A 19,260-nucleotide genomic window follows, 5' to 3' on the forward strand; every position below is an offset into this window, starting at 1 on the left:
CTTCTACCTGAGCTTCGGGTCGAGCGCGTCGCGCACGGCGTCGCCCAGCATGATGAACGCGAGCACCGTGATGCTCAGGAAGACCGCCGGGAAGATCAGCGGCAACGGCGCCTCCAGGAAGCGGCGCTGCGCGTCGGCGATCATGAGACCCCACGAGATCTCCGGCGGCTGCACGCCCACGCCCAGGTACGACAGCGCGGCCTCGGCCGCGATGAACCCGCCCAGGTTGATCGTCGCCACGACGATCACGGGGGCGAGCGCGTTGGGCAGCAGGTGCCTGAACATGATCCGGGCCGGCCCCGCGCCGAGCGCCCTGGCGGCGACCACGTAGTCCTGGGACTTGGCGGTGATGACCGCCGCCCGCATGATCCGGAACGTCATCGGCCAGCCCAGCACGGTCAGCGCCGCGACCACCAGCCAGATGCCCAGCCCCTGGTCACGGAAGGTCGAGCCGATGAGCAGCGCGCCGAGGACGCTGGGGATGGCGAAGAAGATCTCGGTGATGCGCGAGGCCACGCTGTCCACGGCGCCGCCGAAGTAGCCGGCGATCAGGCCCATGAGCCCGCCGATGATCGCGGCGAACACCGTGGTGCTGATGCCGATGATCAGCGAGTTGGCCGCCCCGTAGATGGTGCGGGCGTACAGGTCGCAGCCCAGGTTGTCGCGGCCGAACGGGTGACCGGCGCTGGGCCCCTGGCGGGCCGTGGCCAGCTCGCACGTCCTGGCGTTGAACGGGTCGACCGAGCTGAACAGCGACGGCCACAGGGCCATCAGCAACAGCACCGCGATGATGATCAGCGAGAGGATGAAGATGGGCCGCCGCCGCAGGTCGTGCCAGGCGTCGGACCACAGGCTGGCCGGCCTGGCCGCCTTCTCCTTCTTCTGCGGCTGCTGTACGGGGGTCTCCTCGGGTGCGAGGACAGGCCCGTCCGGTCGGAAGTCACTCATAACGGATCCTCGGGTCGAGCACTGCGTACAACACGTCCACGACCAGGTTGGCCAGGATGTACACCAGGACCAGCATGGTCACGATACCGACCACCACCGGTTGCTCCCTGAGGTACACCGACATGTAGAGCTGGTTGCCGATGCCCGGCAGGTTGAAGATTCTCTCGGTGATGATCGCTCCGCCCATGAGGCTGCCGAGGTCGGCGCCCAGGAACGTGATGAGCGGGATCAGCGCGTTGCGCAGGGCGTGCCGGCCGACGACCCGCCGCCGGGGCAGGCCCTTCGCGGTGGCCGTCCTGATGAAGTCGGCGCGCAGCGTCTCGGCCAGGCTGGTCCTGGTCAGCCGGGTCAGGTACGCGATCGACACGCCGGCGAGCACGAAGCCCGGCAGCAGGTAGCTGCGGAAGCCCTCGGAGATGCCCGCGATCGGGAAGACGTCGAGCCCGGTCCACTGCTTGAGCTTCACGCCGAGGATGAACTGCAGGATGAATCCGGACACCAGGGTCGGCACCGAGATCAGCAGCAGCGTCGAGGCGAGGATCATGGTGTCGATGGCCTTGCCGCGCTTCAGCGCCGCCCACAGGCCCAGACCCACGCCGATGGCGGCCTCGATGATCAGCGCGGTGATCGCCAGGTTGATGGTGACCTGGATCTTCCCCGCGATGATCTGCGTCACGGGGATGTCGGCGAAGGTGGAGCCGAAGTCGCCGCGGAAGAGGATGCCGCTGATGTAGTACCAGTACTGGAGCAACAGCGGATCATTGAGATGGTACTGCTCACGAAGGATCGCGACGATGTTGGGTAGTGCCCGCTTCTCGCCCGCCAGCGCCGCGATGGGGTCGCCGGGCAGCGCGAAGACGATGGCGAAGATGAGCAGGGTGGCACCCAGCAACACGGGGATCGACTGGAGCAGACGTCTGATGATGTAACGGCCCATTTAAGCCTCCCGTACATGGCGAGAAGGCCACTCCCTCGACCCTATGGGTACGGCCGGGGAGCCGCCTCCTCGCTTACCCCTGCAGGGGCGGGCGCGGCGTCCGCGCCCGCCCCCGGGAACAACGTCAAGCCTTCTCGACGTCAGCCCACTCGACCTGGTTGTTCAGGTTGATGTGGACATTCTTGACCTTCGTGGAGTAGCCGGAGTTGTTCCGGTAGAAGTACACCGGGATGTACGGCAGTTCCGCATTGAGGATGTCGTCGGCCTGCTGGTAGAACTTCAGGCCCTCCTCGACCGACGAGGCCTGGTCGCCCTGGGCGATCAGGGCGTCGAACTTGTCGTTCTCGTAGCCGCCGTAGTTCGAGCCGGTCGCGATGGCGCCCTTGCTGAAGATGGGCGTCAGGTAGTTCTCGGCCGACGGGTAGTCGATGGCCCAGCCCATGCGGAACAGGCCCTTGTACTTCTTGGCCTTCAGCTCGTCCAGGATGCTGGCGAACTTCTCGAACGGCTTGGCGGTGGCCTCGATGCCCAGGTTGGCGCGGAGGTTGTTCGCGACGGCCTCGATCCACTCCTTGTGCGGGCCGTCGGCGTTGTAGCCGATCTCCAGCGTCTTGGGGCCGCCCGCGGCTTCGTACAGCTTCTTGGCCTCGGCCGGGTTGTACGTGCAGGCCTTGCACGCGCCCTGGCGGTAGCCCGCGATGGCCGGGTTGATGAAGTCGTCGGCCGGGGAGCGGGTGCCGGAGAAGACGGTCTCGGCGATGGTCTTCCGGTCGATGGCCATCGAGATGGCCTTGCGGACGTCCACCTTGTTGAAGTCGGCGTTGTACTTCAGCGGCACGCCGATGTAGCCGACGCCGGCGTCCGGCTGGTCCTGGTAACGCTCGCCGAGGGAGGACTTGGCCTGGGCGATCGCCGCCGGGCCGAGCGAGTCGTGGATGTCCAGGTTGTCGGCCATCAGGTCGTTGAAGGCGACGTCGGAGTCGGTGTAGAGCTTGAACTGCAGCTTGGTCCAGTTGCTCGGCTTCTTGCCCGGGAACTTGTCGTACACGGACAGCTCGATGCTCTGGTCGGTGCCCTTCTTGTAGGGCTTGTCGACCTTGAACAGGCCCTGGCCGATGGGCTGCTCGCCGAACTGCTGCGTCACCTTGCCGTCGGAGCCGAAGGCGGCCTTGGGCAGCGGGTAGAACGCGGTGTAACCGAGCATGGTCTTGAACTGGGAGAACGGCGCCGTCAGGGTGACCTTGAACGTCGTGTCGTCCACGACCTCCAGGCCCTTCATGCCCTTGGCGGTGACCTGCTTGCCCTCGCCCGGGTTGAGGTCGGCGAAGCCGTCCACGCGGCCGAAGAAGTAGCCGGCGCTCTGGGCGTTCTCCTGGTTGGCGGCGTAGTTCCAGGCGTCCACGTAGTTCTGGGCCACGACGGGTTCGCCGTTGTGCCAGGTGTACCCGGACTTGAGCTTGATCGTCCAGACCTTCTGGTCCTCGGTCGTGATCGACTCGGCGGCGGCCTCGACGGGGTTCTTGTTCTCGTCGTAGGTGACGAGGGGGTCGAACACGGCCGCGAGGACCTCGGAGCCCTCGGACTCGGTGGTGTTGGACGGAACCAGCAGCTCCTGAGGCTCACCGAGCTCCATGCGGACCGGCGTATCGGCGCCGCCGCCCGCGGCAGTGCCGCCGTTTTCCGTGGCACCGCCGCCACACGCGGCAACCGCGAGGGCGAGCAGCGCGGTACCGGCGACGATCTGTGCGCCCTTAGTAACACGCATGGTAAAGAAAATTCCTCCCTCTACAGTGGGCGTGCAGCGCTGAGCTGCGTGTTCGTGAGCAGCCTCACGGGGAGGTCCTGGTATCCCCCCGGGTTTGGCCGACAATGTCAAGCCAGCTGTACGCCCTGCCAGTCGATCGCGACTATCCCTCACTACTTGCCACCAGGGAGTCTCTGGCGCGTTGCAGTTCGGTCACACGTACGCCTATCCAGCGTCACAGACATTGAGCCCGATCTGGAGTAAATCGTACAAACCCCCAGGTACCGGTTCGACCAGGACGTGAACAGACGATGAAAAATACCCCCTATCGGAGAGTGGGCGCGTCCGAGCCGCTGTGGCCCGCCCGCCTGGGCTACGGTTGAGCAGGTCTTGACGACGCCTTGGAACCCAACGTCTCCGAGACACCGTCCAACTGTCTGTCGCCGTTCCGCGCGACAGGCACCCCATCGACCTGGATCCAATAGAGTCCTTGCCATGAGCCAGCCGGAATCCGCTGTCGCGGACGCCCAGGCGGGCGGCCGGAGCGGGCAGGAGCCGCTGGCCAAGCTCGCCAAGAGATACGGGCTTCGCCGTGCCATCGCGCGGCCGAGGTTCCCTGTCTACATGCGCCAGCTGTGGGAGCGGCGACACTTCATCCTGACGTACGCGACCTCGCGCAACGTCTCGAAGTACTCCAACTCGACCCTGGGCCAGCTGTGGCAGGTGCTGACACCCCTGCTCAACGCCGCGATCTACTTCGTGATGTTCGGCATCATCCTGGGCGGCAGCAAGAACATCCAGAACTACCCGGCCTTCCTGCTGACCGGGATGTTCGTCTTCACCTACACGCAGCGCACGGTCACCGCGGGCGCCAAGTCGATCTCCGGCAACCTGTCGATGATCCGGGCCCTGCACTTCCCCCGCGCCTCGCTGCCGCTGGCGTACACGATCCAGGAGTTGCAGCAGCTCGCCATCTCGATGAGCGTGCTCCTCGTGCTCGTGGTCGCCACGCAGGAGTTCCCCACCTGGTTCTGGCTCATGATCCCGGTGGTGCTGCTCCTGCAGACGATGTTCAACATCGGGGCCGGGCTCGTCGTGGCCCGTCTGGGCGCCTCGATGCGCGATCTCAACCAGCTCCTGCCGTTCATCACGCGCACCTGGCTGTACGCCTCGGGCGTCTTCTTCTCGATCCAGGCCAAGGTCGTCGGCTCCGCCGGGCTGCCCCAGTGGGTGGCCGACGTGATGTACCTCAACCCCGCGGCCTCCTACATCGAGTGGATGCGGGAGATCCTGATCAAGAGCCACAATCCACAGTACGGCCAGCACCCGCCGACAATGGTGTGGATGTCTTGCGTATTCTGGGCGGTGTTCGCTCTCGGATTCGGCTTCTGGTACTTCTGGCGGGCCGAGGAGAGGTACGGGCGTGGCTGAGACCAAGGAGCTGCAGCAAGTGAAGGGCGACGAGCCCGCCGTCCCCGGCGAGGGCGCCAAGGCGCGCCCCAAGACCACGGGCAAATCCCCCCTCGACGTCCCCACGGGCACGCCGACCGTCATCGTCGACGACCTCCACATCGTCTACCGCGTCTACGGCGCGGCCTCCGACGCCGAGAAGGGCAACGCGGTCAACGCCCTCACGCGCCTGATCAAGCGCCAGGGCCGCCCGCAGATGAAGGAGGTCCACGCGGTCAAGGGCGTGACGTTCGTGGCCTACCACGGCGACGCCATCGGCATCGTGGGCCGCAACGGCTCGGGCAAGTCCACCCTGCTGCGCGCCATCGCGGGCCTGCTGCCCCCGCACAAGGGCGCCGTCTACACCGACGGCCAGCCCTCGCTGCTGGGCGTCAACGCGGCCCTCATGCGCGAGCTGACCGGCGAGCGCAACATCGTGCTCGGCTGCTACGCCATGGGCATGTCCCCGGCCGAGGTCCGGGAGAAATACCAGGAGATCGTCGACTTCTCCGGCATCGACGAGTTCGTGCAGCTCCCGATGTCCACCTACTCCTCCGGCATGGGCGCCCGCCTGCGCTTCGCCATCTCCTCGGCCAAGACCCACGACGTCCTGCTCATCGACGAGGCCCTCGCCACCGGCGACCGCGAGTTCCGCAAGAAGAGCGAGGAGCGCATCCGGCAGATCCGCGAGTCGGCCGGCACGGTCTTCCTCGTCGCCCACGACCTGCGCGTCATCGAGGAGACCTGCAACCGGGTCATCTGGCTGCACAAGGGCAAGATCCGCATGGACGGCGACCCCAAGGAAGTCATCGCCGCCTACAACAAGGGCTGACCCTCCGCCCGCGAGCGCCGCGCCCACCGCCGGGCGCGGCGCTCTCGCGTGTGCGCCCCCGCTTCCCGCCGGGCGCGAAACGCCCGCGGCGCGAGGGGCTGAAGACTGACACCGGGCCGCGCGTTCCGCTAGGATTCGAACGTCAATTCGAGCCGAGGACCGGTGATGGAGTGGGGGCGCGCGATGGGCGAGCTTTCGGCCGCGATCGACCACCTGGCCACCGAGGACGTGTCCGAGATCCCGCGGATGCAGCTCGCCGAGCAACTCATCGAGCTGCACTGGCAGATGGCCAGGCTGCAGGCGCAGATAGCCCGCCGCACGGGCGTCCGCCTGCCCTGAGCCCCGAAGACCCGGAAAAGCGACGAGCCGCTCCACGACCGTCTCAGAGCCGTACAGCGGCAACAGGCGCCACGGAGGCCGCGGGGCGCCGGAAGGCGGCCCCGGGAAAACCGGAAGGCGCCCCGGAAAAAAGAAGTGCCGCCGACCCGGATCGGGTCGGCGGCGGGGCCCGGGGGCGCCGTTGCCCTGCAAGAAAACGGCGTTGCCCGAGCCCGGGCCAGGGCGCGTCCGCCCGAGCCCGTCATTGAGACCGCCCGCTTGCCGCGGGAGGCTCGTAACCCACGCGCGCCAGCGCCTCGGTAGCCCGGCACCTTGAGGGCGTCCCGAGAAGCTGCCGCTTCAGTGCGACGGCGTCCCGGCCGGAGGCTCCGGCCCGGGGGATATCACGCCGTCAGGGGACCACTGGGGGGTGGAACGAGACCGCCTCGCCGCCGGCACAACCGGTTCCCGAGCGTTGGCACCTAGGACGCCCGCGAACCGCCATGCCGGCCCTCGGCCGGCCGCGCTCATCACCGCCTCCATCGCGCTCGTTCAGCCGCGATTCCAGGTGTCCCGCACCGAGCTCGTCAGCGCGTCGGTGGTCCATCCGAGAGCGGTCATCACGTCGGCGTAGCCGCCGACGGCCTTGGTCCCGTTGGTCTGGACGAGGGCGCCGGCGTCCTCGGCGAGCGGGGCCAGCTCCTCGACGGTCATGTTGCGGGCGGTGGCGGGCAGCGCCTCGGCCATCGCGGCCGACTCGGCCGGCGCGACCTGGCCGATGGCCGGGGCCAGCTCGCTCTTGTTCTTGTACGGCAGCGCCCGCAGGGCGGCCTGGGCCAGGCCCAGCCGCGCGGCGCCGTTCGACAGGGAGTCGAAGCCGCGCGCGGGCGCGGCCAGGCCGCCGGCCGGGGCGCCGGCCGGGGCGCCGGTCAGCCCGCCCAGCCCGCCCAGCGGCGAGCCGCCGCCGATGAGGCCGCCCAGGGGCGAGCCGCCGCCGAGGAGCCCCTCCAGCGGAAGGCCCCCGCCGGTCAGGCCGCCCGTCAGGCCGCCGCCGGTCAGGCCGCCGGTCAGGCCGCTGACGGTCTGGTCCGACAGGCCGTGCATGCCGCCGACCGGCAGCCCGCCGGCGGCGTCGCCGGTCTGCGCGCCGGGCAGGGCCGCGCCGTCCAGCATGCCGTTGCTCTGCAGCTTGCTCATCGCGCCCAGGCTGTTCCTGACCAGGCCGGTGACGATGTGGAACGGGCCGTGCTCGGTGTCCTTGACCGTGGGCTGGCCCTTGCTCTGCTTGACGGTGGTGGCCGCCGGGCTCGCCATGCGGCTCGCGCCCGACAGCAGGGGCAGCGACTCGGTCAGGCCGCCCCCGCCGAGCGGGATCCCGCTGAGGATCGGCGACAGCTCGGGGATCGGGCGGCCGGCCCTCGTGGCGTCCTCGGCGGAGTTGGCCGTCTCGGCCCAGCCCCTCGGGCCGTTCTGCTTGCCCTCGGCGAGGGCGTCCTTCTCGGCCTCGGTCAGCTCGCGGCTCACCTGGCCGCCCGACTTGGCCTTGCCTCCTCCGAGCAACCCGCCCAGGAGCCCGCCGCCCAGCCCGCCTCCGGCCAGGCCGCCCAGGAGACCTCCGAGGGGACTGCCTGCGACGCTGGTGCCCCCGCCCGGGCCGTCCGCGGGCGCGTGCCTGGCTGTGTCGTATCGGACTTCGGCCTGGGCGGGAACGGCCAGAGCCGCCGCCAGACCGAATGCTGTAGCGGCTACCGCCGCCTTGACTACTCGATTCATGATTGCCTTCCCGGCTCGTGATCGATCGCTCTCGAATGCGGTGGAAATGCGAATCGATAACCCCCGTATGCCGCGGCGCGCACGCTATGGGCACCACACGAAGCGTGCCGTCCCGGCTGAGCTACGCCAGCAGTTGTATCACCCGGCGTGATCGCCCGCAGGCGCATGAATGCCCATGTGACAGGGGTTTGCAGGCCGGTTACCGAGTAAAGGGGGAGCGTTGAGCGGGGAGACAAAACGGGAAATAGGCGGGTCTTGTTTCCGATAGCGCACGAGCGCTTGTGAACGCGTCCAGCAGCTGATATGGAACGCCCTCGGCCCGCGAACAATGGAGGCCGTGAAATCAATTGTTCGCGGGCCGGGACGCGGCGCAATAGCCGGGCGCGATGGATTATCCGGCGCGGCCGTTCAGACCGGCAGCGGCGCCCCGGCCGGTTCGAAATGGAGGGGCCGCGGACGGCGCGGCACGGGCCGGCGACCTGGTGCCGGCCGGTCCACGAGTTCCTCCACGACGTAGGCGTTCGTCCTGAAGGGCGGCACCGTCGCGACCGCGCGCACCCTCAGCCGGATTTCCCGGGGCTTCACGCGGGCGCGCCGGATACTCGCGACATATCGCGATTCGTCGTAGACTCCCGTTCGTGACCGACGAAACCACGCTGCGCGCCTCGGACGCCGACCGCGACCGGGTGGCCGCGATCCTGAGCGAGGCACTCGCCGCAGGACGACTCACCAGCGTCGAGCACGCCGACCGCCTCGACGTCGCCTACTCGGCGACCACGGTCGGCGAGCTCGTCCCCCTGACCCGGGACCTGCCGGAGGTCTCCGCGTCCGGCGTTCCCGCCGCCGTCGAGCGGCAGGTCATCGGCTCGACGTTCAGCAAGATCATCCGGAGGGGGCGCTGGGTGGCCTCCCGCCACACCAAGCTCTCCGCGCGCTTCGGCGCCCTGGTCATCGACCTGTCGGACGCCGTGCTCCCCGGCCGGGAGATCACCCTGGAGGCCGACGCCTGGTTCAGCAAGCTGATCGTACGCGTGCCCGAGAACGCCCACGTCGTGGACGAGGGCGGCTCCGTCTTCGGCAAGCGCCTGGTGACCGGCGGCTCGCAGGCGGACGGGCCGCTCATCAGGGTCACCGGGAAGTCGGCCTTCTCCAAGGTCATCGTGTCCCGGGCGAAGACGGACTGGAACCTCGGCTGAGGAGCCCGGCCGAAGGGCTGCGCCGCGGCGCGGGAACCAGCAGCCCTACCCGCCGGTTAACCTGGCAGCTGCCTCGCCAATGATGCGGACGTACCGAGCCCGCGTACCGGCCATGCCGTGACGGCGGGCGCGATGCCGTAGAGGTGAGGATTGTCCGACAGCAAGCCCGTCGCGCTGGACGCCATGGGCGGCGACCACGCGCCGCACGAGATCGTGGCGGGCGCGGTGCACGCCGTGCGCGAGCGCGGCCTGCCGGTCGTGCTCGTCGGCTCCCCCCGCGTGCTCTACGAGGCGCTCGCCGACCACGACGCCACCAAAGAGGTGCCCATCGTCCGGGCCGAGGAGGCCCTGGCCATGAACGAGGGCGCGCTGGCCAGCCTGCGCCGCCCCCGCTCCAGCATCGCGGTCGCCTGCCACCTCGTCCGCCGCGGCGACGCCTGCGCCCTGGTGTCGGCCGGCTCCACCGCGGGCGTGGTCGCCACCGGGCGGCTGCGGCTCAAGGCGCAGCAGGGCGTGCTGCGCCCGGCGATCGCGGTCGCGCTGCCCACGCTCCCCCATCCGACCCTGCTCGTGGACGCCGGCGCCAACGCCGACGTCAAGCCCGAGATGCTGGTGCAGTTCGCCCACCTGGGCGCCGCCTACGCCGAGCTGGCCTACGACGTCGCCGAGCCCAGGGTCGGCCTGCTCACCATCGGCAGCGAGCCCGAGAAGGGCAACAAGCTCGCCAAGCGCGCGGGCGAGCTGCTCCAGAGCTCCCCCGGCCTGCGCTTCACCGGCAACGTCGAGGGCCACGACCTGCTGACCGGCAAGGTGGACGTGATCACCACCGACGGCTTCACCGGCAACGTCGCGCTCAAGACGATGGAGGGCGCGGTCCGCTACGCCTTCGCCGAGCTGCGCGCCAGCCTCGGCGAGAGCCCGGTCGCCCGGCTGGGCGCCGCCCTGCAACGCTCCCGCCTGCGCGAGCTGCGCCGCCGCCTCGACGCGGAAGCGTACGGCGGGGCCGTGCTGCTCGGGCTGAACGGCACCGTGGTGATCGCTCACGGCTCCTCCAGGGCGCCGGCCATCAGCGCGGCGTGCCAGCTCGCCTCCGATTTGTCCGCCAATGGGATCGTCGCCCGGATCGGCGAGAGAATAGCCGCATCACACCGCTCCCACAGGCTCTGGTGACCCCGTAGTCTGTGAGTCCGATCCACAGATACAGGGGGTTATGTGGTCGGGCTCACCTCAACGGTGGACGGGCTCTCTTCTGCTCAAGCGGCGGCGGCGAAACCGAACCACGTCCCGCGCCGTTCCAGCAGATCCTTCAGCGCCATCTTCAGGGCGAACGTCCTGACACTGTTCAACCTGGTCATCGGCGTGCTCTGGGCGCTGATCCTGATCTTCGGCGAGTGGCAGGACGGCCTGTTCGGGCTGGTCATCGTGGCCAACGCGCTCATCGGCATCGTCCAGGAGCTGCGGGCCAAGCGCACGCTCGACAAGCTCGCCGTCATCAACGAGGCACCCGTACGGGTGCGGCGCGACGGCGCCGAACGCGAGATCCCCCCGCAGGACGTCGTCCTCGGCGACCTGATCCTGCTCGGCCCCGGCGACCGCCTGCTGGTCGACGGCGAGGTGGTGCGCTCCGACGGGCTGGAGGCGGACGAGTCGCTGCTGACCGGCGAGGCCGACCCCGTCCACAAGCAGCCCGGCGACCAGGTGCTGTCGGGCAGCTTCGTGGTGGCCGGCTCGGGGGCGTTCGTGGCCACGAAGGTCGGCACCGACGCCTACGCCGTCCGGCTCGCCGAGGAGGCCAGCAAGTTCCATCTCGCCCACTCCGAGCTGCGCGAGGGCGTCTCCAACTTCATCAAGTACATCACCTGGCTGGTCGTCCCCATCGGCGCCCTGCTGATCTACAGCCAGCTCAACAGCTCGGTCGACTTCAGCACCGCCATCACCGGCGCGGTCGCCGGCATCGTCACCATGATCCCCGAGGGTCTGGTGCTGATGACCTCGATCGCGTTCGCCGTCGGCGTCGTGCGCCTCGGCCGGCGCCGCTGCCTGGTCCAGGAGCTGCCCGCCATCGAGGGCCTGGCCCGGGTGGACGTCCTGTGCCTGGACAAGACCGGCACCCTCACCGCCGGCGGCATGGACCTCGACGAGGTGCTGCCGCTGCGCGACGGCCACCCCGTGGAGGACGCCCTGGCGGCGCTCTCCCACGCCGACCCCCGGCCCAACCCCACCGCCCAGGCCATCCGCGCCCGCTTCGCCGCCCCCGGCGACGGCTGGACGGCCCGGGAGAGCGTGCCCTTCTCCTCCGCCCGCAAGTGGAGCGGCACCGACTTCGGCGAGCACGGCGCCTGGGTGCTCGGCGCCCCCGACGTCCTGCTGCGTGACGGCGACGGCTACGACCGGGCCGCCGAGCTGGCCACCACCGGCGCGCGCGTGCTCGCGCTGTGCCGCGCCGACCGGCTGCCCGGCCCCGACGGCGAGGCGGCGCTCGAACCCGTCGCGCTCGTCACCCTCAAGCAGCGCGTACGCCCCGACGCCGACGAGACCCTGCGCTACTTCGCCCGGCAGGGCGTCGCCGTCAAGGTCATCTCCGGCGACAACCCCGAGGCGGTCGCCGCCATCGCCACCGGCCTCGGCATCCCCGACGGCCACCGCGCCCTGGACGCCCGCACCCTTCCCGACGACGACCAGGAGAAGCTGGGTGAGCTGCTCGACAGCCACACCGTCTTCGGCCGGGTCAGCCCCCAGCAGAAGCGCAAGTTCGTCACCGCCCTCCAGGCACGCGGCCACACCGTGGCCATGACCGGCGACGGCGTCAACGACGTGCTGGCGCTCAAGGACGCCGACCTCGGCATCGCCATGGGCGCGGGCAGCCCGGCCACCAAGGCCGTCGCGCAGGTGGTGTTGCTGGACGACAGGTTCGCGACCCTGCCGCACGTCGTCGGCGAGGGCCGGCGGGTGCTGGCCAACATCGAGCGGGTCTCCAACCTCTTCCTCACCAAGACCTTCTACGCCATCGTGCTGTCGCTGGCCGTGGGCGTGGCCGGGGTGATGTTCCCGTTCGCGCCCCGCCACTCGACCCTGGTCAACGCCCTGACCATCGGCATCCCGGCGTTCTTCCTGGCGCTCGCGCCCACCCTCGAACGCTCGCGCCCCGGGTTCGTGCGCCGGGTGCTGCGCTTCGCCGTGCCCTCGGGGGTGCTGTGCGCGGTGGCGGTGCTGGTGTCGTTCTGGCTGGCCCACAAGGGCACCTCCACGCTCGTCGAGGACCAGACCTCGGCGGTGATCACGCTCTTCCTCACCACCTGGTGGGTGCTCGTCCTCATCGCCAGGCCGCTCACGTGGTGGCGGGTGGTGCTGGTCGGGGCCATGGCGGCGGCGTTCGGGATCGGGCTGACCCTGCCGTTCGTGCGGTCCTTCTTCGCCCTCCGCCCCGACGACCTCGCCAACGACCTGAGCGCCGTCGGCGTCGCCGTCGTGGCGGCCTTCGCCATCAGCATCGCGGTCAAGGTCGCCGGTACCCTTAGAACATGACCGACCCGCAGACAGTGCTCACCGAGCGCGTCCAGCAGGCGCTGGCGCACGCGTTCGGCGCGGAGCACGCCGACGCCGACCCGCTGATCCGGCCCTCCCAGTTCGCCGACTTCCAGGCGAACGTCGCGATGAGCCTGGCCAAGCGGCTGCGACGGGCCCCGCGGGAGGTCGCCGAGGCGATCAGGGCGGAGCTGTCCGACTTCCCCGGCACGGTCGAGGTCAGCGGCCCCGGCTTCCTCAACATCACCCTCGACGACGGCTGGATCGCCGCCGGGGCCCAGGGCATGCTCGACGACTCCCGGCTCGGCGTCGGCACGGTCACGCCCGCCCAGACCGTGGTGATCGACTACTCCGCGCCCAACGCGGCCAAGGAGATGCACGTCGGCCACCTGCGCACCACGATCGTGGGCGACGCGCTGGCCCGCCTGCACGAGCACGTCGGCAACACCGTCATCAGGCAGAACCACCTGGGCGACTGGGGCACCCCGTTCGGCATGCTCATCGAGCACCTGCTCGACATCGGCGAGCAGGCCGCGGTCGGGCAGCTCGAAGCCGGCATGGGCACCGAGTTCTACCAGGCGGCGCGGGCCAAGTTCGACGGCGACGAGACGTTCAAGCAGCGCGCCCGCACGCGGGTGACCACGCTGCAGTCGGGCGACCCCGAGACGCTGCGCCTGTGGCACGTCTTCATGGACGCCACCGTCCGCTACTTCAACAAGGTCTACGGCCTGCTCGGGGTCACCCTGACCGACGCCGACATCGCCGGCGAGAGCATGTACAACCCGATGCTCGACCAGACCTGCCACGACCTGGAGGCGTCCGGCACGGCGGTGCTCAGCGAGGGCGCGCTCTGCGTGTTCCCGCCCGGCTTCACCGGCTCCGACGACAAGCCGCTGCCGCTCATCATCAGGAAGAGCGACGGCGGCTACGGCTACGCCACCACCGACATGGCGGCCGTCCGCTACCGCGTCCACGACCTCAAGGCCGACCGCATCCTCTACGTCGTCGGGGCCGACCAGGCGCTGCACTTCCGCATGATCTTCGCCGCGGCGCGGCAGGCGGGCTGGCTGCCCGACACCGTCTCGGCCGAGCACGTCCAGATCGGCATGATGCTGGGCAAGGACGGCCGCCGCTTCAAGACCCGCTCCGGCGAGTCGGTGAAGCTGACCGGCCTGCTCGACGAGGCCGTCGAGCGGGCCACGGCGGCCATCGCCGACCGGGGCTACGACGCGGACACGCAGGCCGAGATCGCGCGGGCGGTCGGCATGGGCGCGGTGAAATACGCCGACCTGTCGGTCAGTCACGACAGCGAGTACGTCTTCGACTTCGACCGCATGCTCGGCTTCACCGGCAACACCGGCCCCTACATGCAGTACGCCACCGCCCGGATCCGCTCCATCTTCCGCAAGGCGGGCATGGAGCCGTCCGAGGCGGCGCTCGCCGGCCGGATCACGCCCGGCGAGCCCGCCGAGCGGGCGCTGAGCCTCCACCTGCTGGGGTTCGGCGAGCTGGTGTCGCAGGTCACCGCACAGTCCGAGCCCCACCGGCTGTGCGCCTTCCTGTTCGAGACCGCCAGCCTGTTCAGCACCTTCTACGAGCAGTGCCCGGTCCTCAGGCCGGACGTCGCCCCCGAGGTCCGGGCCTCCCGGCTGGCGCTGTGCGCGCTCACCCTGCGCGTGCTGGAGACGGGGCTCGGCCTTCTGGGCGTCCCTGTCCCCGAGCGCATGTAAACAGGTGGTTGACGCGAAGTCTCCCGTTCCGTCGTGGGCGCGCCTCCACCGGGTTGGCGCGCCTATACGGCTAGGCTTTACGCGGTCATGAACTGAGGCCGAAATGGGGGAGTTCTCTGCCTTGAGCACTGACCTGACCGCGAGCCCCCAAGCAGCGACGGAGGTGCATCGCTACGCGGAGGCGTTGCTGGCGCACCTCGCCGCCGGCGGCACGGCGCCACCCGCTGCTCCGATCACCTTCCGCGACGTCCCCGGCTACTGGTTGCCTCCGGCCATCGAGGCCCTGGTCGCCATCCTGTCCGGCGACGACTCCCTGGAGCCGCTGAGCCGGGCCGCCGGCCGCGACCAGCAGCGCACCGCGCTCTTCCTGTGCCTGACGCTGGCGGTCTCCGGGCAGGGCAGCCGCATCCACGCCTCCTGGCTGGGCACCGCCTTCGGCGAGCTGTCGCTCGACCGGCCGGTCACCCACGGCCAGCGCTCCCTCTGGCTGGCCGCCGCCCGCGGCGCGTACGGCCCCGCCGGCAAGATCTTCGTCCTGCGCAAGCTCGACGCCCTGGCCGTCCAGGAGCACGCCGACCCCGAGCAGTGGGTCCAGGCGCTCATCCCCGGCGAGCCGGCGGTCGTCGTGCCGCCGTCGCTGGCCGACTTCCCGGAGATGGCCGAGATCCCCGAGCTGGCCCGGCCCGCCATGGCCGCCGACCGGCTGGCCCGGCTGCGCGGCCGCTGCGCCGAGATCACCTCGATCCGGCAGACCACCGGCGACGCGCGCACCCCGCTCGACAACGCCTCCGGCGTCCCGGCCGCGAGCTGGGCGGAGGACGAGCCGCTCGCCGTGCTCCGCTCGCTCATCGGCGCGGGCGGGCCGGCCGGGCCGATGGCCTCGCTGGTGTCCTACCTGCTGGACGACCTGCGCCCCGGCGCCGACCCGCGCCTGGCGGCGATCGCGCTGCACGTGGCGGCCCCGATCCTGCGGGTGGTGGCCGAGGAGCTGGAGACCGACAGCCGCCTGGAGCCGCCCGAGACGCTCACCGTCCCGATCCTCGGCCACCGCATCCACCTGCGCCCCGAGGGCCCCGACACGGCCTCGCTGACCGCGGCCGAGCAGTCCATCCTCACCGAGGGCGTCGTGCCCCGGCCCCGCCCGTGGGCGGCGATCCTGCTGCTGGTGGCCGGGGTGGCCTGCCTCGCCGGTGCCGTGCTGACCACCGTCCTGCTGGCGGCGGCCGGCGTCGCCATGATCGGCCTGGCGGGCTGGCAGCTCTGGCAGCGCCGCAAGCTGGTGGACGCCGACGCCCGCTACGTCGCCGGCCAGGTCAGCGAGCTGCGCGAGCTGGCCGAGGGCGCGGTATGGGCCCTGCACGCCTACGCCCGCGAGTCCGACGCGCGCGCCAAGCAAGCCACCGAGGACGCCACCGAGCTCGTCCGCCTGGTCCGCCGCGGCCCCCGCGCCGCCTGACCACAACCGAGGGAACCCGCACCGCTCACCACAACCGCACCGCCTGACCACAACCGAGGGACCCGCACCGCTCACCAGAACCGCGCCACCTGACCACGCCCGGGAGAACTCCGCACCCCTCACCACAACCGCGCCGCCTGACCACGACCGCAGGACCCTGTACCGCCTCGCGGGGACCGCGCGATCCTTGGGCCGCCCGGCCACGGCCGCGGGGACCGCGCGGTCCTCGGGCCGCCTGGCCACGGCCGCGGGGAGCCGGCGTCATCACACAGCCGCCCCGCCCGTCCTGCCCTGCCCGTCCTGCCCGTCCTGCCACCGCAGCGGCGGAGGAAGCCTCACGGCTGCCTCCACCACCGCCCGTGACCCTCGCCCGCACGGACCTCGCCGGAACGCACAAGCCCGGGTCTGACGTGATCAGACCCGGGCTTGGAACCGCCATCCGCCGGTGAGCCGCGACCGTGCCCAGCCGGCCGGGCTCCCCCAGCCGACCGCCCGAGCCCGGACGAGACGCGCGTCACCTCACGCGCAGCTACTTCGCCTCAATCCGCCTTAATCCGCCCCAACGCTGCTCAATTCAGCTAATCCCATCCAGCTCAGCTGGTCTCAATCTCCACGTGTGCCGGCGCGAGCAGGAAGACCCGCTCGGCGATGCGCTCGATCCGCCCTTCGCACCCGAACGCCAGGCCGGCGGCGAAGTCCACCATTCGTGTCGCCTCGGGCAGCGCCATGCCCGAAACATCCATGATCACCGTCTGCCCGTCACGGAAGTGCTGACCGATCAACGGCGCGTCGTTGTACTTGAGCGGCTGGACCATCACGATGCGTGACGAGTCGACGTTCGCGCGCCACCGCCTGGCGGCCCGCTCGGTGGCGGGGACGTACTCGTCCTCGTACTGCTCGTCGTCGTCATAGCCCTCGTCGTACTGGTCGACCCCGCTCAGGCCAAGGTAGCTCACCACCTTGCGCACTGCCCCCATCGGCTTGTCCTTTCCTCAGGAACTCACCGTAATCGGCACGTCCCTACACATTGGACGGTAACCGACGATTCCGCATTCGCCACGCGACACGCCCAGCCCTAATTCCATTTTGTACGGCTTGCAACCCGCTTGCATCTTGATATCCGACCCCCGGCTAGCATCGCTCACATGCGCCTCTTCACCGTCGACGCCTTCACCGGCACGGCCTTCCAAGGTAATCCTGCCGCTGTCTGCCTGCTGGACGCTACGGCCAGCGACAGGTGGATGCAGAGCGTCGCCGCCGAGATGAACCTCTCGGAGACCGCCTTCCTCCTCGGGGACTCGCTCCGCTGGTTCACGCCGGCCGTCGAGGTGACGCTCTGTGGTCATGCCACCCTGGCCACCGCTCACGTCCTCTACTCGACGGGCGCGGCGACCGGCGAGCTGAAGTTCCGGACCGCCAGCGGCACGCTGACCGTGAACCGGCTCGACGACGGGATGATCGTCATGGACTTCCCGGCGAAGACGGTGACCCCCACCCCGGCCCCATCCGGCCTGGAGAAGGCCCTCGGGGTGACCCCGGTCCAGGTCGGGAAGAGCGACCTCGACCTGCTGGTGGAGCTGGACTCGGCGGAGACCGTCCGCGCGCTGACCCCTGACATCGCCGCCCTGGCGGCCGTGGACGCCCGCGGCGTCATCGTCACGGCCGCCGGCACGGACACCGACTTCGTCTCTCGTTTCTTCGCACCCAATGTAGGCGTTCCGGAAGACCCGGTAACCGGTTCGGCCCACTGTGCGCTCTCCCCTTACTGGTCGGCCCGCCTTGGTCGCGCCTCGCTCGTCGGCGCGCAGTTGTCCAAGAGGGGCGGAATCGTCCACGTCACTCATGCCGGCGACCGCGTTCACCTGGCGGGTAACGCCGTAACCGTGCTGTCCGGCACCCTACACGTCTAGCGACACCGCATCACTTTGCGTAATCATTAGAGCGTAGAAAGTGGGGTGCCTTGTCCGTCGTGATCCTCGGCCTGCTCGTCGCAGCCGCCGTGGCCGCCGCCCTCGGCGCGGCCGCGCGCTTCACGGACCGTTCCACGGCCGCACGGCTCGGACCGGGGCTCCCTGACGACAGCGGTACGGCCACCGGTGTCCCCGGCACGTTCCTCATCGTCAGCATCGCCTGGTCATGGCTCCTGTCCGGAGCCAGATCAACGCCGTCCACCAGATCACCTCGTCCAAAGCCGGCAGCCTCATCGACACCCATCGACCGGCTCCCTCGCTACTTCCCCGAACTCAACGTCATAAGCTGCACGTTCTCCGTGAAAAACGGACGCGCGACAACTGGCGAGCTTCCGCACCCGCCATCCGCCCGGCACCGCGACTCCTCCCGGCTTCCTCCCCACCCGTTACGGCGAGGTCACGAGCCGCAGGCATCCCGCGCCCAACGCCTGCCCCGCCCATGTCCAGGTGCCCGGCATCGACGGTCCTACGGCCGCTGTGGGCGGCGGTGACCTGACCGTGTTCCCGACAAACAAATGGGATGCCGATCGCCCGTATCCAAGGCACAGTCGAGTCCGTGCCCGAGAACAACTTCGACGAATCGACAGCGCGAACGTACGAGGCCAAGTGGCCGGAGCTGTTCGACCCCGCGGTCATCGACCCTGTCGTGGACCTTCTCGCCGACCTGGCCGGCCCTGACGGCACCGCGCTCGAACTGGGCATCGGCACCGGGCGCATCGCGCTGCCCCTCAGCAGGCGGGGTATCCGCGTGCACGGCATCGAGCTGTCGCAAGCGATGGTGGCACAGCTCCGGACCCATCCCGGCGCGGAGAACATCGGCATCACCGTCGGCGACTTCGCCACCACCCGGGCGGGCGGCCCCTTCGCCCTCGCCTACCTGGTACGCAACACCATCACGAACCTGACCACCCAGGACGAGCAGGTCGAGTGCTTCCGCACGGTGGCGGCACAACTGGAGCCCGGCGGCCGGTTCCTCATCGAGGTCTACATCCCCGAGCTGCGGCGTCTCCCGCCCGGCCAGAACATCCACCCGTTCACCGTGACCCCCGCGCACCTCGGGTTCGAGGAGTACGACCTCGCCTCGCAGATCGCCGTCTCACACCATTACTGGGTGACGGACGCCCGGCTCGAAACCCGCTCGTCGCCGCACCGCTACGTGTGGCCGTCCGAGCTGGACCTGATGGCCCGGCTCGCCGGCATGACCCTGTACGCGCGGTGGGCCGGCTGGAAGCACGAGCCCTTCACCAGCGAGAGCAGATACCACGTCTCGGTCTGGCAGAAACCGTAACAGCCCGGAAATGCAGAAGGGCCCCGACGCTAAACGTCGAGGCCCTCCACAAAGATTGTCCGGCGGTGACCTACTCTCCCACACCCTCCCGAGT

At 70.0% G+C, this 19,260-nt stretch carries 15 protein-coding genes; 10 read left to right on the plus strand and 5 right to left on the minus strand.

The annotated features are described in order from the left end of the window. Positions 1-3: 3 nt before the first annotated feature. From AB0H75_RS35945 to AB0H75_RS35955, 3 genes are all read right to left on the minus strand, one after another. The gene (locus tag AB0H75_RS35945) at positions 4-948 is read right to left on the minus strand and encodes an ABC transporter permease (protein ID WP_367804110.1); all 945 of its coding nucleotides are present in this window, start codon (positions 946-948) and stop codon (positions 4-6) included. Continuing rightward, positions 941-1,885: an ABC transporter permease gene (locus tag AB0H75_RS35950; protein WP_367804111.1), complete on the minus strand. Its 945-nt coding sequence runs from the start codon at positions 1,883-1,885 to the stop codon at positions 941-943. The genes AB0H75_RS35945 and AB0H75_RS35950 overlap by 8 nt, the downstream gene beginning before the upstream one ends. A gap of 124 nt (positions 1,886-2,009) precedes the next feature. Beyond that, positions 2,010-3,518, minus strand: a complete 1,509-nt coding sequence (locus AB0H75_RS35955) for an ABC transporter substrate-binding protein (RefSeq protein ID WP_367804112.1) — start codon at positions 3,516-3,518, stop codon at positions 2,010-2,012. A 606-nt stretch (positions 3,519-4,124) separates the two neighbouring features. Between AB0H75_RS35955 and AB0H75_RS35960 the strand changes: the two genes are divergently transcribed. From AB0H75_RS35960 to AB0H75_RS35970, 3 genes are all read left to right on the plus strand, one after another. Then, a complete protein-coding gene (locus AB0H75_RS35960; RefSeq protein WP_367804113.1) occupies positions 4,125-5,060 on the plus strand; it encodes an ABC transporter permease in 936 nt (311 codons plus the stop codon). Continuing rightward, positions 5,053-5,910 (plus strand): ABC transporter ATP-binding protein, encoded by an 858-nt coding sequence (locus AB0H75_RS35965; protein WP_367804114.1) that lies wholly within the window; start codon positions 5,053-5,055, stop codon positions 5,908-5,910. The genes AB0H75_RS35960 and AB0H75_RS35965 overlap by 8 nt, the downstream gene beginning before the upstream one ends. A gap of 165 nt (positions 5,911-6,075) precedes the next feature. Next, positions 6,076-6,249: a hypothetical protein gene (locus AB0H75_RS35970; protein WP_367804115.1), complete on the plus strand. Its 174-nt coding sequence runs from the start codon at positions 6,076-6,078 to the stop codon at positions 6,247-6,249. Positions 6,250-6,780: 531 nt separating this feature from the next. Here AB0H75_RS35970 and AB0H75_RS35975 read toward each other — a convergent pair. Then, on the minus strand, positions 6,781-8,001 hold the full coding sequence (locus AB0H75_RS35975; RefSeq protein WP_367804116.1) for a hypothetical protein: 1,221 nt from the start codon (positions 7,999-8,001) through the stop codon (positions 6,781-6,783). 638 nt (positions 8,002-8,639) lie between these two features. Here AB0H75_RS35975 and AB0H75_RS35980 point away from each other — a divergent pair. The 5 genes from AB0H75_RS35980 to AB0H75_RS36000 all read left to right on the plus strand — a co-directional run bounded on the left by AB0H75_RS35980 (position 8,640) and on the right by AB0H75_RS36000 (position 15,908). Then, the gene (locus AB0H75_RS35980; RefSeq protein WP_367804117.1) at positions 8,640-9,197 is read left to right on the plus strand and encodes a DUF1707 domain-containing protein; all 558 of its coding nucleotides are present in this window, start codon (positions 8,640-8,642) and stop codon (positions 9,195-9,197) included. A gap of 150 nt (positions 9,198-9,347) precedes the next feature. After that, positions 9,348-10,367, plus strand: coding sequence for a phosphate acyltransferase PlsX (plsX, locus tag AB0H75_RS35985; protein WP_367804118.1), 1,020 nt, complete (start codon positions 9,348-9,350; stop codon positions 10,365-10,367). A 189-nt stretch (positions 10,368-10,556) separates the two neighbouring features. Beyond that, positions 10,557-12,722: an HAD-IC family P-type ATPase gene (locus tag AB0H75_RS35990; protein ID WP_367804119.1), complete on the plus strand. Its 2,166-nt coding sequence runs from the start codon at positions 10,557-10,559 to the stop codon at positions 12,720-12,722. Beyond that, positions 12,719-14,452, plus strand: a complete 1,734-nt coding sequence (argS, locus tag AB0H75_RS35995) for an arginine--tRNA ligase (protein ID WP_367804120.1) — start codon at positions 12,719-12,721, stop codon at positions 14,450-14,452. The genes AB0H75_RS35990 and argS overlap by 4 nt, the downstream gene beginning before the upstream one ends. 121 nt (positions 14,453-14,573) lie before the next feature. Further along, positions 14,574-15,908 carry a hypothetical protein gene (locus AB0H75_RS36000; RefSeq protein ID WP_367804121.1) on the plus strand — a complete coding sequence of 445 codons (1,335 nt, stop codon included), beginning with the start codon at positions 14,574-14,576 and terminating at the stop codon, positions 15,906-15,908. A gap of 593 nt (positions 15,909-16,501) precedes the next feature. Here the strand turns inward: AB0H75_RS36000 and AB0H75_RS36005 are convergent. Continuing rightward, positions 16,502-16,885 carry a cell division protein SepF gene (locus AB0H75_RS36005; RefSeq protein ID WP_367804122.1) on the minus strand — a complete coding sequence of 128 codons (384 nt, stop codon included), beginning with the start codon at positions 16,883-16,885 and terminating at the stop codon, positions 16,502-16,504. Positions 16,886-17,053: 168 nt separating this feature from the next. On the opposite strand from AB0H75_RS36005, the gene AB0H75_RS36010 reads away from it, so the two are divergent. Together AB0H75_RS36010 and AB0H75_RS36015 are read left to right on the plus strand one after the other, a co-directional pair. Beyond that, positions 17,054-17,818, plus strand: coding sequence for a PhzF family phenazine biosynthesis protein (locus tag AB0H75_RS36010; RefSeq protein ID WP_367804123.1), 765 nt, complete (start codon positions 17,054-17,056; stop codon positions 17,816-17,818). A 616-nt stretch (positions 17,819-18,434) separates the two neighbouring features. Further along, positions 18,435-19,166 (plus strand): class I SAM-dependent methyltransferase, encoded by a 732-nt coding sequence (locus tag AB0H75_RS36015; RefSeq protein ID WP_367804124.1) that lies wholly within the window; start codon positions 18,435-18,437, stop codon positions 19,164-19,166. The last annotated feature ends 94 nt before the right edge of the window (positions 19,167-19,260 follow it).

The organism is Nonomuraea sp. NPDC050783 (genome assembly GCF_040802095.1).
In the GTDB taxonomy this organism is placed as follows: domain Bacteria; phylum Actinomycetota; class Actinomycetes; order Streptosporangiales; family Streptosporangiaceae; genus Nonomuraea.

Excerpts from the sequence above, each read along its gene's own strand:
- AB0H75_RS35970 (WP_367804115.1), top strand. The coding sequence starts at position 6,076 with ATGGAGTGGGGGCGCGCGATGGGCGAGCTTTCGGCCGCGATCGACCAC.
- AB0H75_RS35975 (WP_367804116.1), bottom strand. The coding sequence starts at position 8,001 with ATGAATCGAGTAGTCAAGGCGGCGGTAGCCGCTACAGCATTCGGTCTG.
- AB0H75_RS35960 (WP_367804113.1), top strand. The coding sequence starts at position 4,125 with ATGAGCCAGCCGGAATCCGCTGTCGCGGACGCCCAGGCGGGCGGCCGG.
- AB0H75_RS36010 (WP_367804123.1), top strand. The coding sequence starts at position 17,054 with ATGCGCCTCTTCACCGTCGACGCCTTCACCGGCACGGCCTTCCAAGGT.
- AB0H75_RS35945 (WP_367804110.1), bottom strand. The coding sequence starts at position 948 with ATGAGTGACTTCCGACCGGACGGGCCTGTCCTCGCACCCGAGGAGACC.
- AB0H75_RS35950 (WP_367804111.1), bottom strand. The coding sequence starts at position 1,885 with ATGGGCCGTTACATCATCAGACGTCTGCTCCAGTCGATCCCCGTGTTG.
- argS (WP_367804120.1), top strand. The coding sequence starts at position 12,719 with ATGACCGACCCGCAGACAGTGCTCACCGAGCGCGTCCAGCAGGCGCTG.
- AB0H75_RS35955 (WP_367804112.1), bottom strand. The coding sequence starts at position 3,518 with ATGGAGCTCGGTGAGCCTCAGGAGCTGCTGGTTCCGTCCAACACCACC.
- AB0H75_RS36005 (WP_367804122.1), bottom strand. The coding sequence starts at position 16,885 with ATGGGGGCAGTGCGCAAGGTGGTGAGCTACCTTGGCCTGAGCGGGGTC.